Below are 15218 nucleotides of genomic sequence, written 5' to 3' on the forward strand. Positions count from 1 at the left end.
TCATGATTTGGGCCTGCATGCGGCGCGATCAGGCCGGGCGCTTTGCCAGCAGCATATAGTTCACATCCATGTCCTTCGACAGATTCCACTGGTTTGCCAGCGGATTGAAGAAGACGCCCGTGCGGTCGACGATCTCGAGACCGTTTGCAGCCAGCGGTTTTTCCAGCTCCTGCGGGCGCACCAGCTTTTCATACTGATGCGTGCCGCGCGGCAGCCAGCGCAGCACGTTTTCGGCAGCGAAAATGGCAAGTGCGGCCGCCTTCATTGTGCGGTTGATCGTGGCGACGAACATCAAGCCGCCCGGCCGGACCATGCCGGCGCAGGTATTCATGAAAAGCTCGACATCGGCCACATGTTCCACCACTTCCATGTTGAGCACGATATCGAAGGTCTCGCCTGCCTCGGCAAGCTGTTCGGCGGTGACGGCGCGATAGTCGACCGCGACACCCGATGCCCTGGCGTGGGTGGAGGCGATGCCGATATTCTTTTCCGAGGGATCGGCACCGACGACGTCAGCGCCCATGCGGGCAACCGGTTCCGACAGAAGGCCGCCGCCGCAGCCGATATCGAGCACGCGCAGGCCTTCCAGCGGCTTGGCGCTTCTTGCATTGCGAGAAAAATGCTCCGCTGCCTTGTCGCGGATATAGGCCAGGCGAACGGGATTGAACTTGTGCAGCGGCTTGAACTTGCCCGTCGGGCTCCACCACTCGGCCGCCATGGCGGAAAAGCGATCGACTTCGCTCTGGTCTATGGTGGTTTTGGCAGCCTGGGTCATCTTACCGCTCCTTTGCATCCTGCCAGTGAAGTCGGACGATCGGCAGGATAAGTCAAGGGGCGGCTCAGTCGCATCGGCTGGCGAAGATGTGCCGGAAATTCTCAGACATGCTCGTCGGTTGGTAGGGATTGTCGGACGTGCGAGAGGAGCGGTATTTGCTGTAGCAATAGTCGACATGCGAATTGCCGGTGCGAAGGCGCGGCTGCGAGGCAATGATGCCGCCGATGATCGCGCCCGCCGCAAGGCCGCCAATGATGGCGCCCGTATTGTCACGGCGGTAGTGCCGATCACGGGCGATCGTCTGTGGCTGGTGTGACGAGGAAATACCCTTCCACTTCGGCTTCTTCGCGCCCTTGCCACCCCCTGTCAAACTCGCTAAGAGACGCCCAACTTTCGTCCTTGGTTGGCGGGGCTTTAGAAGCGTTCCAGAAACCAGTCTTTCCGGGCTCTTCGGTCATCTGGCAGCCGGGGTTTTCTGAGGCCCGGGAGGGCAATGCGTTTCTCCCGGCGGTTTGTGAATGGCGCGCGGCGTGCCGGGGAAGCGGATCCCGTTTTCCGGCAATCGCGTGCGGGTCGTGGTAGAGGCTTATGGCACGCATCGTTATGAAATTCGGCGGAACCTCCGTCGCTGATCTGGACCGCATCAAGAACGTTGCCCGCCATGTGAAACGTGAAGTCGATGCCGGCCATGAAGTGGCGGTCGTCGTTTCCGCCATGTCCGGCAAGACCAACGAACTCGTCGGCTGGGTGCAGAATACGCCGAAGGTGATCGGCGCCAACTCGCCCTTCTACGACGCGCGCGAGTATGATGCCGTCGTGGCTTCCGGCGAACAGGTGACGTCGGGCCTTCTGGCGATCGCGCTGCAGAGCATGGGCATCAACGCCCGTTCCTGGCAGGGCTGGCAGATCCCGATCCGCACGGACAATGCGCATGGCGCAGCGCGCATCCTGGAGATCGACGGCGCCGATATCATCAAGCGCATGGGCGAGGGACAGGTTGCCGTCGTTGCCGGCTTCCAGGGCCTCGGCCCCGACAACCGCATCTCGACGCTTGGGCGCGGCGGATCGGATACGTCGGCCGTTGCGATTGCCGCCGCCGTCAAGGCGGACCGCTGCGATATCTATACCGATGTCGATGGCGTCTATACGACCGACCCGCGCATCGAGCCCAAGGCGCGGCGGCTGAAGAAGATCGCATTCGAAGAAATGCTGGAAATGGCGTCGCTCGGTGCCAAGGTTCTCCAGGTGCGCTCGGTCGAGCTCGCCATGGTGCATAAGGTTCGCACCTTTGTGCGTTCGTCTTTCGAGGATCCCGATGCTCCGGGCATGGGCGACCTCTTGAACCCGCCCGGAACGCTGATTTGTGACGAGGATGAAATCGTGGAACAGGAAGTAGTCACCGGCATCGCCTATGCCAAGGATGAGGCTCAGATCTCGCTTCGCCGTCTTGCCGACCGGCCGGGCGTTTCCGCCGCCATCTTCGGCCCGCTTGCCGAGAGCCACATCAACGTCGACATGATCGTTCAGAACATTTCCGAAGACGGTTCGAAGACCGACATGACCTTCACCGTTCCTTCGGGTGATGTCGAGAAGGCCATCAAGGTCCTGTCCGACAACAAGGAGAAGATCGGCTACGATGTCGCGCAGAGCGAATCGGGGCTGGTGAAGGTTTCCGTCATCGGTATCGGCATGCGCAGCCATGCCGGCGTTGCGGCGACAGCCTTCCGCGCACTTGCCGAAAAAGGCATCAACATCAAGGCGATTACAACCTCGGAGATCAAGATTTCGATCCTGATCGACGGTCCTTATGCAGAACTCGCTGTCAGAACTTTGCATTCCTGCTACGGTCTGGATAAGAATTGATTCCCAGCGGGCGGCCTGCCCCTTCAGGTTGAAGATGCGGCCGGTTTTGCTGGCCGCACTAGGCGTTTGTTTCGGGGAGCTTGAGACGCAATGAGAGACCTTTCCGGCGGTCCGCGCGTATTGCTCAAGCGGCTGCGCGAGTTGATGGCGGAGCCGCTGGAGCCGCAGGAGCGACTCGACCGGATCGTGCGGCAGATCGCCAGCAACATGGTGGCGGAGGTCTGCTCGGTCTACGTGCTGCGCGCCGACGGTGTTCTCGAGCTCTATGCGACCGAAGGTCTCAAAAAAGAAGCCGTCCACCTTTCGCAGTTGAAAATGGGACAGGGCCTCGTCGGCACGATTGCCGCGTCCGCCCAGCCGCTCAATCTTTCCGACGCGCAGTCGCATCCGGCCTTCCGCTACCTGCCGGAAACGGGCGAAGAAATCTACCATTCCTTCCTCGGCGTGCCGATCCTGCGTACGGGACGCTCGCTCGGCGTTCTCGTCGTGCAGAACAAGGCGAGCCGCAACTATCGCGACGAGGAGCTGGAAGCGCTCGAGACGACGGCGATGGTTCTCGCCGAGATGATTGCGACCGGCGAACTCAAGAAGATTACCAAGCCGGGTCTCGAACTCGATCTCACCCGCTCCGTCACGATCGACGGCGACACCTATAATGACGGAATCGGCCTCGGTTACGTCGTGCTGCACGAGCCGCGCATCGTCGTCACCAACCTTCTGAACGAGGACGCGGAAAAGGAAATCCGGCGGCTGGCGGAAGCCATGGGCTCGCTCCGGATCTCCATCGACGACATGCTGTCGCGCCGCGACGTTTCCATGGAAGGCGAGCACCGCGAGGTGCTGGAAACCTACCGCATGTTCGCCCACGACCAGGGCTGGGTGCGCAAGCTCGAAGAAGCGATCCGCAACGGCCTGACGGCGGAAGCGGCCGTCGAGAAGGTGCAGAGCGATACCAAGGCGCGCATGATGCGCCTGACCGATCCGTACCTGCGCGAACGGATGCACGATTTCGAGGATCTCGCGAACCGGCTGCTGCGTGTGCTGACGGGCTATACCGGCCGCACGACCGCCGAGGGCTTCCCGACCGATGCGATTATCCTGGCGCGCGCCATGGGTGCCGCCGAACTGCTCGACTATCCGCGCGCCAATGTGCGCGGTCTGGTGCTTGAGGAAGGCGCGGTGACGAGCCATGTGGTGATCGTCGCGCGCGCCATGGGCATTCCCGTCATCGGCCAGGCGGCCGGTGTCGTGGCACTGGCCGAAAACGGCGACGCCGTTATCATCGACGGCGACGAGGGGCATGTGCATATCCGGCCGATGCCGGAACATCAGCGCTCCTACGAGGAAAAGGTCCGCTTCCGTGCGAGACGGCAGGAGCAGTTCCGGGCGTTGCGTTCGGTCGAGCCGGTCACGCGGGACGGGCAGCGCATCCAGCTTCTGATGAATGCCGGCCTGCTGGTCGATCTGCCGCAGCTGGCGGAATCGGGCGCGGAGGGCATCGGGCTTTTCCGCACCGAACTGCAGTTCATGATCGCTTCGACCATGCCGAAGGCGGAAGAGCAGGAAATGTTCTACCGCAATGTGCTGAAACAGGCGGGCGGGCGCGTCGTAACCTTCCGCACGCTCGATATCGGCGGCGACAAGGTCGTGCCCTATTTCCGCGGCCATGAGGAAGAGAATCCGGCGCTCGGCTGGCGGGCGATCCGCCTGTCGCTCGACCGGCCGGGTCTCCTGCGCACGCAGTTGCGCGCCATGCTGAAGGCCGCGGCCGGCACCGAACTGAAGCTGATGGTGCCGATGGTCACCGAAGTGTCGGAGCTGAGGCAGGTGCGCGAATTGCTGCAGAAGGAAGTGCAGCATCTTTCTCGCTTCGGCCATGGCTTGCCCCGCAAGCTGCAGTTTGGCGCGATGCTGGAGGTTCCGGCCCTGCTGTGGCAGCTCGATGAGCTGATGGACGCGGTCGATTTCGTCTCGGTCGGCTCCAACGACCTGTTCCAGTTCGCCATGGCGGTCGATCGCGGCAATGCGCGGGTTTCCGAGCGGTTCGATCCGCTGGAACGGCCATTCCTGCGCATCCTGCGCGATATCGTGCGCGGTGCGGACCGCAACAAGACGCCCGTAACACTGTGCGGTGAGCTGGCCGGCAAACCGCTTTCGGCCATGGCGCTGCTTGGCGTCGGTTTCCGTTCCATTTCCATGTCGCCGGCCTCGATCGGACCGGTCAAGGCCATGCTGCTCGGGCTCGATGCCGAGGCCCTGACGAAGGCGGTCAATGAGGCGCTGGACGACCGGAATGCGACCGTTCCGATGCGCGAGGTGCTTGCCCGCTTCGCCGAGAGCCACAATATTCCCCTTTAGACACATCAATAAGAAGAACAGGAGCAAGGGGTGGCGAAGCTTCCCATTGAAAAGATGCGCGAGCTTGAGCGCCGCTTCGGCGAGATCGAAGCGCGCATGTCGGCCGGCCCTTCGGCCGACGTTTATGTGAAACTCGCATCCGAATATTCCGAGCTGCAGCCGGTCGTCACCAAGATCCGTGCCTATCAGAAGGCGGTCGGCGAGCTTGCCGACCTGGAAGTGCTGCTGGAGGACAAGTCCGTCGACCGCGACATGCGCGATCTCGCCGAACTTGAGCTGCCTGATGTGAAGGAGCGCATCGAGACGCTGGAGAACGAAATCCAGATCCTGCTTCTGCCCAAGGATGCGGCCGACGAGAAGAGCGCGATCCTGGAAATCCGCGCCGGTACCGGCGGCAACGAGGCGGCCCTTTTTGCCGGCGACCTCTTCCGCATGTATGAGCGTTATGCTTCGACACATGGCTGGAAGGTGGAAGTGCTCTCGTCAAGCGAGGGTGAAGCCGGCGGCTACAAGGAAATCATTGCGACGATCACCGGCAAGGGCGTCTTTGCCAAGCTGAAGTTCGAATCCGGCGTGCACCGTGTGCAGCGTGTGCCCGAAACGGAAGCCGGCGGGCGCATTCACACCTCGGCTGCGACCGTCGCCGTTCTTCCCGAGGCGGAAGAGATCGACATCGAGATCCGGCCGGAAGACATCCGCATCGATACGATGCGCTCCTCGGGTGCGGGCGGCCAGCACGTCAACACGACGGACTCGGCGGTGCGCATCACCCACCTGCCGACGGGTATCGTCGTGACCAGTTCGGAAAAATCCCAGCACCAGAACCGCGCCAAGGCCATGCAGGTGCTGCGCTCGCGTCTTTATGACGCCGAGCGGCAGAGGGCAGACAGCGAACGTTCTGCCGACCGCAAGAGCCAGGTCGGCTCCGGCGATCGCTCCGAACGTATCCGCACCTATAACTTTCCGCAGGGACGCGTGACCGATCATCGCATCAACCTGACGCTCTACAAGCTCGACCGGATGATGGTCGGCGAGATCGACGAAGTGGTGGATGCGCTGCTGGCGGACTATCAGGCGAGCCAGCTGGCGCAGCTTGGCGAACAGCAATGACCGTGTCCGGGCCGACGGTTTCAGAGGTGCTTGCCGAGGCCCGGCGTCGCTTTACGGAGGCGGGCATTGCCGATCCGCAGACCGATGCCCGGCTGCTGATCGCCGGATTGCTGAAGCTTTCGCCGACCGGAATGCTGACGGCCGGCCGCGAGCCGATTTCGCAGGAGCAGGCGGAAAGCATCGGCCGGGCGATCGACAGGCGGCTGAGGCACGAGCCGGTGCACCGCATTCTTGGAGAGCGGGAATTCTACGGCCTGCCGCTTTCGCTGTCGGCGGGCACGCTGGAGCCGCGGCCGGACACGGAAATTCTCGTCGATACGATCATTCCTTATCTGCGAGACCTTGCAAAGTCGGAGAACAATCTCCACATCCTCGACATGGGAACCGGGACCGGAGCGATTTGCCTTGCGCTCCTGAGTGAATGCCCGGAAGCGTCAGGCATCGGCAGCGACATTTCGGCCGATGCGCTGGAGACGGCAAGATCAAACGCAGAAAGAAACGGATTGCAGGCGCGATTTTCGACCATTCGATCGAGCTGGTTCGAGAACATCCACGGGACGTTTCATGCGATTGTCTCAAATCCGCCCTATATTGCTTCCAATGTCATTCACGATCTCGCTCCCGAAGTGACGAAATTTGATCCGGCTGCAGCGCTGGACGGCGGCTCGGATGGGCTTGACGCCTACAAAGCCCTAGCAAAGGATGCGGCAAGGTTCGTACGGCCAAATGGGGTCGTGGGACTGGAAATCGGCTACGATCAGCGAAACGATGTGACGGCGATCTTCGAAGCGGAAGGCTTCAAGTGCCTCAAATCCGTGAAAGATTATGGTCAAAATGACAGAGTGCTCGTGTTCTCGCTGGCATGACCGGCGACAAATTGCGGCATCGAACTGGACATTATTGCTATTGCGAAGAAAAGGCTTGGATTTCCCGAGGAAGCAATATAGGTTGCCCTCACGCGTTGGGCGCACAGGAATGAACGAGATTCGTTCGGTACTTGCTCAGCTTCGGGGGTCTGCTCTTTTAAACGAGAGTTTCAAAAGTTGAACACGACCCAATGCGTGAATCAGTCAAACTGACTTGAAGACAAGCGGCAGGTCGGCGCGAAGGCGCACTATGCTTGCGGCACGAAGGCCCTGATCCGGATGGACCGGTCTTGGCGGTTGGTGCCATGTATCCAATCACAAACAGAGAATTCAGGTGAACGATCGATGAGGCCAGGACAGCAGAACAAGCGCGGTCGAGGGCGTGGCAATAACAACAATAACAATGGCGGCGGCGGAAATAACAACAACAACAATTTCAACCGCAAGGGCGGAAACCCGCTGACAAGGACTTATGACAGTTCCGGCCCCGATGTGAAGATCCGTGGCACTGCCCAGCATATCGCTGAAAAATATGCGCAGCTCGCCCGTGACGCCCAGAGCTCCGGCGACCGCGTCATAGCTGAGAACTATCTCCAGCACGCCGAACACTACAACCGCATCATTGCCGCCGCGCAGGCGCAGATGCAGGAACGCTTCCAGCGCGATGACCGCCACGACTATAATGATCGTGACAATGCGGACCGCGATGGCGACGAAGTGGATACGGCCGACAATGACGATGTCGTCATCGTTCAGCCGCCTCACCAGCAGCAGCGCGAACAGCGGCAGGCTGCTCCGGTAGCGCCGCCGGCACAGCAGGCGGAAGCGATCGACGGAACCGGCCCGCAGCCGGAAATCGAAGGCATTCCGGCCGAAGTCGCGATGGAAGAGGAAGGCTCGGCTGCGCCGCAGCGCGAGCGCCAGCCCCGCCGCCGCAATGCCGGCAGCCGCCCGCGCCGTCCGCGCCGCGGCGCCGAAGGTGAGGCCGCCGGTGAGGAAGGCGCTTCCGCCGAGGCCCCGGTTCTGGCCGAGGCTGCCTCCGAATAAGCCTGCTTCGTCTGTGAAGTTTGAAAGGCTGCCCTCTTCGGGCGGCCTTTTCTTTGCGAAGTCGCCTGCCGCGATTGTCGTGAACGGCGTTTACACGCACATTTACAGTAACGTACTTCCGCATCGAGCCTTCGAGGCGTTCACTCCGGGACACCTGTCGGGACCGGAGGAGCGCTGCCATGAAGTATCTTGTGTTCTTGTGCGTGCTGCTGGTCGCTGCTTCCGCCGAGGGCGCGGAGAAGGCAGCAAGGCAAGCCTTCGACGATGAGATCGAGCGAAAGGCCGTCCAGGCCGTCGTCTGGGGAATTCCCGTCGTCAACTACGACCTGATGCGCCAGGAGATGCTGACCAAGACGCCGGGCCGGGTTGGGCAGGTCATCTATTGGGGGCGGCCGCTGGATTGGAGGAACCAGACGCTGACGCCCAATCCTGATGCCCTCTATTTCATGACTTTCTTCACGACAAAAGACGGCCCGGTCGTTCTCGATCTGCCGGCCGCAGAAGGCAGCTCCTCTTTCAACGGCAATATCGTCACCGCCTGGCAGCTGCCGCTCGAAGATGCCGGCCTGCTCGGATACGACAAGGGCAAAGGCGGAAAATTCGTGGTCCTGCCTCCAGGTTACAAGGACAAGCTGCCGGAGGGCTTCATCCCGCTTCAGTCGGAGGTCTATGGTGGCTACATGCTTTTCCGCTCTAACCTGAAGAGCCACGGCGATGCCGACGTGCAGGCTTCGATCGCCTACGGCAAGACGCTGAAGGTCTATCCTCTCTCCGCGGCCGCCAGTCCGCCCGAGACCGTTTTTACCGACGTCAAAGACATCCTCTTCGATTCCACCATCAGATGGGACAACAGCTTTTTCGACAACCTGAACCGCGTCATTCAGGAGGAGCCGTGGATAGCTCGGGATCGGGTCATGATCGACCAGCTGAAATCGCTTGGCATCGAACAGGGCAAGCCGTTTGCGCCGGACGCGCATGTGAAATCTCTGCTGACTGAAGGCATCAAGGAGTCCCGGAGGCTTCTGGAGGCCAAATACGATGCGGGGCTTCCCCCATTTTTCACCGACAGGAGCCGTTGGACCTTGCCGGCCTACCCGGACCTGATCACCGCCGCGCAAGCCAATTTCGATGCGCCGGACGCTTATCCCGTCGATCATCGCGGCGTCGCCTACAGCTATGCCTATATCGGCATCAAGCGGCTGGGCGCGGGACAATTCTATTCGATCTCGATCCGCGATAAGGACGGCAACGATTTCGACGGCGGCAAGACCTATCGCCTCAACGTTCCGCCAAACGTGCCGGTCGAACAATACTGGTCCGTAACGGCCTACGATAGACAGACGCACGCCCTGATCAGGAACGTCCCGCGCGCCAGCCGTTCGTCGCAGATCCCCGACCTTATCAAGAACGAGGACGGCTCGATCGATCTCTATTTCGGGCCGAATGCGCCGAAGGGCAGGGATGCCAACTGGGTGCCGACGGACCCGAAGCGGAAGTTCGAGCTGATGTTCCGCGCCTACGGTCCCACCAAGGCGTTCTTCGATAAGGAATGGGTGCTGCCCGACGTTACGCTCATGGGCCGATAGGGGCCGGGAGGCATGGTTTCGGGGCGGCTGTTTTCCGATGCCTTGCCCCTTTAAACTACCGGGATTCCCCACCATATGCTCTTGAGTTTCGTTTGCCGCAAATCTCAATGGCGACAAACAGGGCTTGCCTTTTGAGGGAGCTCAATCTCAATCATCGGTCTGTGCCTTATGAAGGGCAGGGCGATTCATGGAGGTAACGCATGAATATCGAAAAATACTCCGAGCGGGTGCGCGGTTTCGTTCAGTCGGCCCAGACCTATGCTCTGGCGCAAGGGCACCAACAATTCACGGCAGAACATGTGCTGAAAGTGCTGCTCGACGACGATCAGGGCATGGCCGCTTCGCTGATCGAGCGCGCCGGTGGCGACGCAAAAGCCGCACGGCTTGCCAATGACGCCGCACTTGCCAAGCTGCCCAAGGTTTCCGGCGGCAACGGCAATATCTATCTCGCCCAGCCGCTCGCCAAGGTTTTCTCCACTGCCGAAGAGGCGGCAAAGAAAGCAGGCGACAGCTTCGTGACGGTCGAGCGCCTGTTGCAGGCGCTGGCGATCGAAACTTCCGCTTCCACCTATCAGTCGCTGAAGAATGCCGGCGTGACCGCGCAGGCGCTCAATCAGGTTATCAACGACATCCGCAAGGGTCGCACCGCCGATACGGCGAGCGCCGAGCAGGGTTTCGACAGCCTGAAGAAATATGCCCGCGACCTGACGAGCGATGCCCGCGAAGGCAAGCTTGACCCGGTGATCGGCCGCGACGACGAGATCCGCCGCACCATCCAGGTTCTCTCGCGCCGCACCAAGAACAATCCTGTTCTCATCGGTGAGCCCGGCGTCGGCAAGACGGCGATCGTCGAAGGTCTTGCCCTGCGCATCGTCAATGGCGACGTGCCGGAAAGCCTGAAGGACAAGAAGCTGATGGCTCTCGACATGGGTGCCTTGATTGCCGGTGCAAAGTTCCGCGGCGAATTCGAGGAGCGCCTGAAGGCCGTATTGAACGAGGTTCAGTCGGAGAATGGCGAGATCATCCTTTTCATCGACGAGATGCATACGCTGGTCGGCGCCGGCAAGGCGGATGGGGCGATGGACGCTTCCAACCTGCTGAAGCCTGCTCTTGCCCGTGGCGAATTGCACTGCGTCGGCGCAACGACGCTCGACGAATACCGCAAACATGTCGAGAAGGACCCTGCTCTTGCCCGTCGCTTCCAGCCGGTCATGGTCGAGGAGCCGACGGTCGAGGATACGATCTCGATCCTGCGCGGGCTGAAGGAAAAGTACGAGCAGCATCACAAGGTGCGCATCGCCGATGCGGCATTGGTTGCCGCTGCGACGCTTTCGAACCGCTACATCACCGACCGCTTTCTGCCGGACAAGGCGATCGACCTGATGGACGAGGCAGCCGCCCGTCTGCGCATGCAGGTGGATTCCAAGCCGGAAGAGCTCGACGAACTCGACCGCCGTATCATCCAGCTGAAGATCGAGCGCGAGGCCTTGAAGAAGGAAACCGACGTTGCTTCTGCCGACCGGCTGAAACGGCTGGAAGGCGAGCTTTCTTCGCTGGAGGAAGAGGCTGATGCGCTGACGGCTCGCTGGCAGGCGGAGAAACAGAAACTCGGCCTTGCCGCCGATCTGAAAAAGCAGCTCGACGATGCCCGCAACGAGTTGGCGATCGCCCAGCGCAAGGGCGAATTCCAGCGCGCCGGCGAGCTTGCTTACGGCGTGATCCCGGGCCTGGAAAAGCAGCTGAGCGAGGCCGAAAGCAAGGAAGACAACAGCCGCAACGCGATGGTGCAGGAGGTCGTCACACCCGACAATATCGCCCATGTCGTCTCCCGCTGGACCGGCATTCCGGTCGACAAGATGCTGGAAGGCGAACGCGACAAGCTGCTCCGGATGGAAGACGAACTGGCGAAATCGGTGATCGGGCAGGGCGATGCGGTTCAGGCCGTATCCCGTGCCGTACGCCGCGCCCGTGCCGGCCTTCAGGATCCGAACCGACCGATCGGCTCATTCATCTTCCTCGGCCCGACCGGCGTCGGAAAGACGGAACTCACCAAGGCGCTTGCCCGCTTCCTGTTCGACGACGAGACGGCAATGGTGCGCATGGATATGTCGGAATATATGGAGAAGCACTCCGTCGCCCGGCTGATCGGTGCCCCTCCCGGCTATGTCGGCTATGACGAAGGCGGTGCGCTGACGGAAGCCGTTCGTCGCCGGCCCTATCAGGTCGTGCTGTTCGACGAGATCGAGAAAGCCCATCCCGACGTGTTCAACATCCTGCTGCAGGTGCTGGACGACGGTCGCCTGACCGACGGGCAGGGCCGGACGGTCGATTTCCGCAACACGATGATCATCATGACGTCGAACCTCGGCGCCGAATATCTGACGCAGTTGCGTGAAGGGGAGGACAGCGAGACGGTTCGCGAGCAGGTGATGGACGTCGTTCGCGGCCATTTCCGGCCGGAATTCCTGAACCGTATCGATGAGATCATCCTTTTCCACCGCCTGAAGCGCGAGGAAATGGGCGCGATCGTCGATATTCAGCTGAGGCGGCTGGTATCGCTGCTGTCCGAGCGCAAGATCGTGCTCGATCTCGACGAGGATGCCCGCAACTGGCTGGCAAACAGGGGCTACGATCCGGTCTACGGCGCCCGTCCGCTGAAGCGGGTGATCCAGAAGTTCGTGCAGGATCCGCTTGCCGAGCAGATCCTGTCGGGCCAGGTGCCGGACGGATCGACGGTGAAGATCACCAGCGGTTCGGATCGTCTGCTGTTCCGGACGAAACAGTCGGTCAGCGAAGCGGCATAAGGCTGTGCGGACAGGAATTGAAAATGGCGGCTCCCGGGCCGCCATTTTTGTTTCAGCAGAAGGAGCGAATTATTTGCTGGCGACCTGATCGGAGGCGGGCTGGTTGTTCAGAAGCGTGTCGATGCGCTTGCGCTCGTCCTCGAACTTGGCGAGCGCATCGCCCTGGAGCGACTTGCCGCCGGGCAGGCGGATGCGCAGCGGATCGACCTTGGTGCCGTTGACGATCAATTCGTAGTGCAGGTGCGGGCCTGTCGATTCACCGGTCGTTCCCACCCAGCCGATGACCTGCCCCTGGCGCACCTTGGCGCCCGGCACGATGCCCTTGGCAATGGCGCTCTGGTGGTTATAGGAGGATTCGTAGCCGTTGGCGTGGCGTACGATCGTCTGGTTGCCATAGCCACCGGAATCCCAGCCTGCCTTTTCGACCGTGCCGTTGCCGGCTGCGATGATCGCCGTGCCGCGCGGGGCCGCCCAGTCGACACCGGTATGCATGCGCGCAAAGCCGAGGATCGGGTGGCGGCGCATGCCGAAGCCGGACTTGAAGATGCCGTTCGGGACAGGATTGCGCAGCAGGAACTGGCGGATGCTCTTGCCGTCCTGGTCGAAATAGTCGACCGTGCCGTCTTCCGGGTCCTGGAAGCGATAGAAGCGCGTCAATGTATCGCCGAAACGCGCGTTGACGTAGAGAAGCTCGGAATCGGCGGTTGCCTGGCCGTTGCTGTCGGCGACGGAGAAGAAGGCTTCGAGATAGTCCGTCGGCTTCAGCTGCGCCTGGAAATCGACATTGGCGGCAAGCAGCTTGATGATCAGAGCCGTCATGTCCTTGGTCATGCCATAGGAAAGGGCTGCTCGGTAAATGCCGTCATAGACGCGCGGCAGGTTCTGGCCTGCGGGCGGGGCGAAGGAATTGTCGTCGAAGGCTGTGGCGACCGCATCCAGCATCGGCGGCTCGCTGCCGGCGACGAACCGGCCCTTGTCATCGAGCGCGACGGTGACGAGATGGCGGGTGCCGCGATAGACGCTGGCGCGGATGATCTTTGCCTGTTCGCCCTTCTGAATGATGCCGATGCGCAGGACGTCGCCTTTCGAGAGCGTATCGGTGCCGAGCAGCGGGGCGATATAGCCGGACATGCCGTCTGCCTGCGGCTGCGGGTAGCCGGAATCGGCGAGCGCCTTGGCGATTTTCGTGTCCTGGCGCACCGGCAGGATGTCGTCGGCGAATTCTTCGGTCTGCGGTGTAATGGATTCCGGTGCCGAAACCGTCATGTTCTGTTCGAGAACACGCGCGGCAAGGCCGGCGGTCAGGTCGACGTCGTTGTCCTCGGCGGAGAAGCGGCGCGGATCCACATAATAGAGAGCGGCCAGCTGGGCATTTCCGTCCGTCAGGACCGAGCCATTGGAGCGGACATTCTCCTCGACCTCGTCAAGCGACAGGCCGGGGGCCATGTTGAGGTCGGATTTGCCAGTCGGGAAAGGGATGGTCTTGAGCGCCACTTCGGATTCGACGTCGGAGCCGTAAATTGCGCCGGTGCGGCTCTGCGGAGCCGGCTGCGGTTCGTCGGCCGAGAAGATCGCCAGCGGATCGAAATCCGGATAATCCTCCGTCGCGACGTGATTGGCCGCCAGCATCATCTTCACATGGGAGAAGGGCTGGCGGCGCACGACCTCCTTCTCGCCGTCGTGGACGACGGTCGAGACTTCCATGATGGCGCGATCGGATGGCTTGGCGGCTATGACGGGAGCGATCAGACGCCCGCCCCGGGTAACGGATGTGTCCTGGTGCGCATCGGCCGATGCGCTCGCATAGGCTTCGGCGGGGATTGCCAGCTGCTGCCGGCCGTCGAGGGCGGCAAACAGTGCGACACCCATGAGGATCGACGAGGTAATGCCTGTGAGGAACGTGCCCGAAAGCCAGCGCAACGAAACCTCGCGCCGGTCGGGCGCACGGCGCCCGTCTGCCAGAAGCGGAGGCTCGCTGCCGAGCGAGCGGATCATCATTTTCTCCGTCATCATGGCAGTGGAGTTCGCATCCTTACATTCGATGTCGTTCTTAGCATCCGCGGGCCGTCCTGGCTGGGGCGAAAGATGTGCATATTTTGGGCACTGAAGTCAAATCACACCGGAGCGGACACTCTACGTGCGCATGCCTGCGTGAATCGTGCGTGTTTCTCTGACCAGCAGAATGTGATCATGTCGGGGCGAAGAGGGCTAAAATCGGATCTTCCACAATAAACCGACAAACAGTCATGTTTTTCGGGCTCTTCGGCGCGATTGGAATCCGGGAAACGAGCGGATTTTCGCGAATGGTGTAAAATCACCTGCAGAAACAAAGGGATGGAAGAAAAATGATTTTTTTGGAAATGGCCTGTTGACTGTCGGGAAGATGAGGGATTATAAGCCCACTCACTGACGAGGGCGGCGGCGCTGCTGGCGACGAAGTTTCTCGTTCTGCAGAAAATCAAGCGGATTGGCGGAATGCTGGTTTGTGCTCTGGGCGGAAGTTTGGGGCGTTGATTTTTCGACGGCAAATGTGTCGTCAGTTTTTTGACAATTGAAGATGAGAAGAAAGAGAAACGTGGGCGGCGGAGCTTGCGGGGTCTGAAGGAATTTGGACTTCTGGAAAGAGACTTTGGCGGTCACGTTTATCAAGAGAAGTTACACTGGTTTTCGGATGGAGACTTATGTTTTTGTCCTGGAAGACAGGTGTGAAGTTCTCGTCGATTCAAGACGTGACGTAATGCCAATGATTGAATTCTCAACATGAGAGTTTGATCCTGGCTCAGAACGAACGCTGGCGGCAGGCTTAACA

The 15218-nt window shown here is 61.0% G+C and carries 9 protein-coding genes and 1 pseudogene; 7 read left to right on the forward strand and 3 right to left on the reverse strand.

Annotated features, from left to right (window positions below):
* Window positions 1-28: 28 nt before the first annotated feature.
* Window positions 29-775, reverse strand: a complete 747-nt coding sequence (gene ubiG, locus ACFPWW_RS20920) for a bifunctional 2-polyprenyl-6-hydroxyphenol methylase/3-demethylubiquinol 3-O-methyltransferase UbiG (protein WP_377313116.1) — start codon at window positions 773-775, stop codon at window positions 29-31.
* Between the two features lie 64 nt (window positions 776-839).
* Window positions 840-1064 (reverse strand): annotated as a pseudogene (locus tag ACFPWW_RS20925) (hypothetical protein); the annotation flags it as partial.
* Window positions 1065-1363: 299 nt separating this feature from the next.
* Here ACFPWW_RS20925 and ACFPWW_RS20930 point away from each other — a divergent pair.
* From ACFPWW_RS20930 to clpB, 7 genes are all read left to right on the forward strand, one after another.
* Window positions 1364-2638, forward strand: a complete 1275-nt coding sequence (locus tag ACFPWW_RS20930) for an aspartate kinase (protein ID WP_112573409.1) — start codon at window positions 1364-1366, stop codon at window positions 2636-2638.
* Window positions 2639-2728: 90 nt separating this feature from the next.
* Window positions 2729-4996: a phosphoenolpyruvate--protein phosphotransferase gene (gene ptsP, locus ACFPWW_RS20935; protein WP_112573407.1), complete on the forward strand. Its 2268-nt coding sequence runs from the start codon at window positions 2729-2731 to the stop codon at window positions 4994-4996.
* 30 nt (window positions 4997-5026) lie between these two features.
* On the forward strand, window positions 5027-6106 hold the full coding sequence (gene prfA, locus ACFPWW_RS20940; RefSeq protein WP_112573405.1) for a peptide chain release factor 1: 1080 nt from the start codon (window positions 5027-5029) through the stop codon (window positions 6104-6106).
* Window positions 6103-6972 (forward strand): peptide chain release factor N(5)-glutamine methyltransferase, encoded by an 870-nt coding sequence (prmC, locus tag ACFPWW_RS20945; protein WP_377313117.1) that lies wholly within the window; start codon window positions 6103-6105, stop codon window positions 6970-6972. Before prfA ends, prmC begins: the two co-directional genes overlap by 4 nt.
* Window positions 6973-7317: 345 nt before the next feature.
* Window positions 7318-8019 (forward strand): DUF4167 domain-containing protein, encoded by a 702-nt coding sequence (locus ACFPWW_RS20950; protein WP_112573401.1) that lies wholly within the window; start codon window positions 7318-7320, stop codon window positions 8017-8019.
* 179 nt (window positions 8020-8198) lie between these two features.
* Window positions 8199-9605: a DUF1254 domain-containing protein gene (locus ACFPWW_RS20955; protein WP_377313118.1), complete on the forward strand. Its 1407-nt coding sequence runs from the start codon at window positions 8199-8201 to the stop codon at window positions 9603-9605.
* A 200-nt stretch (window positions 9606-9805) separates the two neighbouring features.
* A complete protein-coding gene (gene clpB / locus ACFPWW_RS20960) occupies window positions 9806-12409 on the forward strand; it encodes an ATP-dependent chaperone ClpB (protein WP_377313119.1) in 2604 nt (867 codons plus the stop codon).
* A gap of 69 nt (window positions 12410-12478) precedes the next feature.
* On the opposite strand, the gene ACFPWW_RS20965 is transcribed toward clpB, so the two are convergent.
* Complete coding sequence (locus ACFPWW_RS20965) at window positions 12479-14422, reverse strand: M23 family metallopeptidase (protein WP_112705857.1); 1944 nt, start codon at window positions 14420-14422, stop codon at window positions 12479-12481.
* Window positions 14423-15218 lie beyond the last annotated feature (796 nt).

The sequence above is a fragment of the Rhizobium sp. GCM10022189 genome (assembly GCF_042656325.1).
Lineage (GTDB): Bacteria > Pseudomonadota > Alphaproteobacteria > Rhizobiales > Rhizobiaceae > Rhizobium.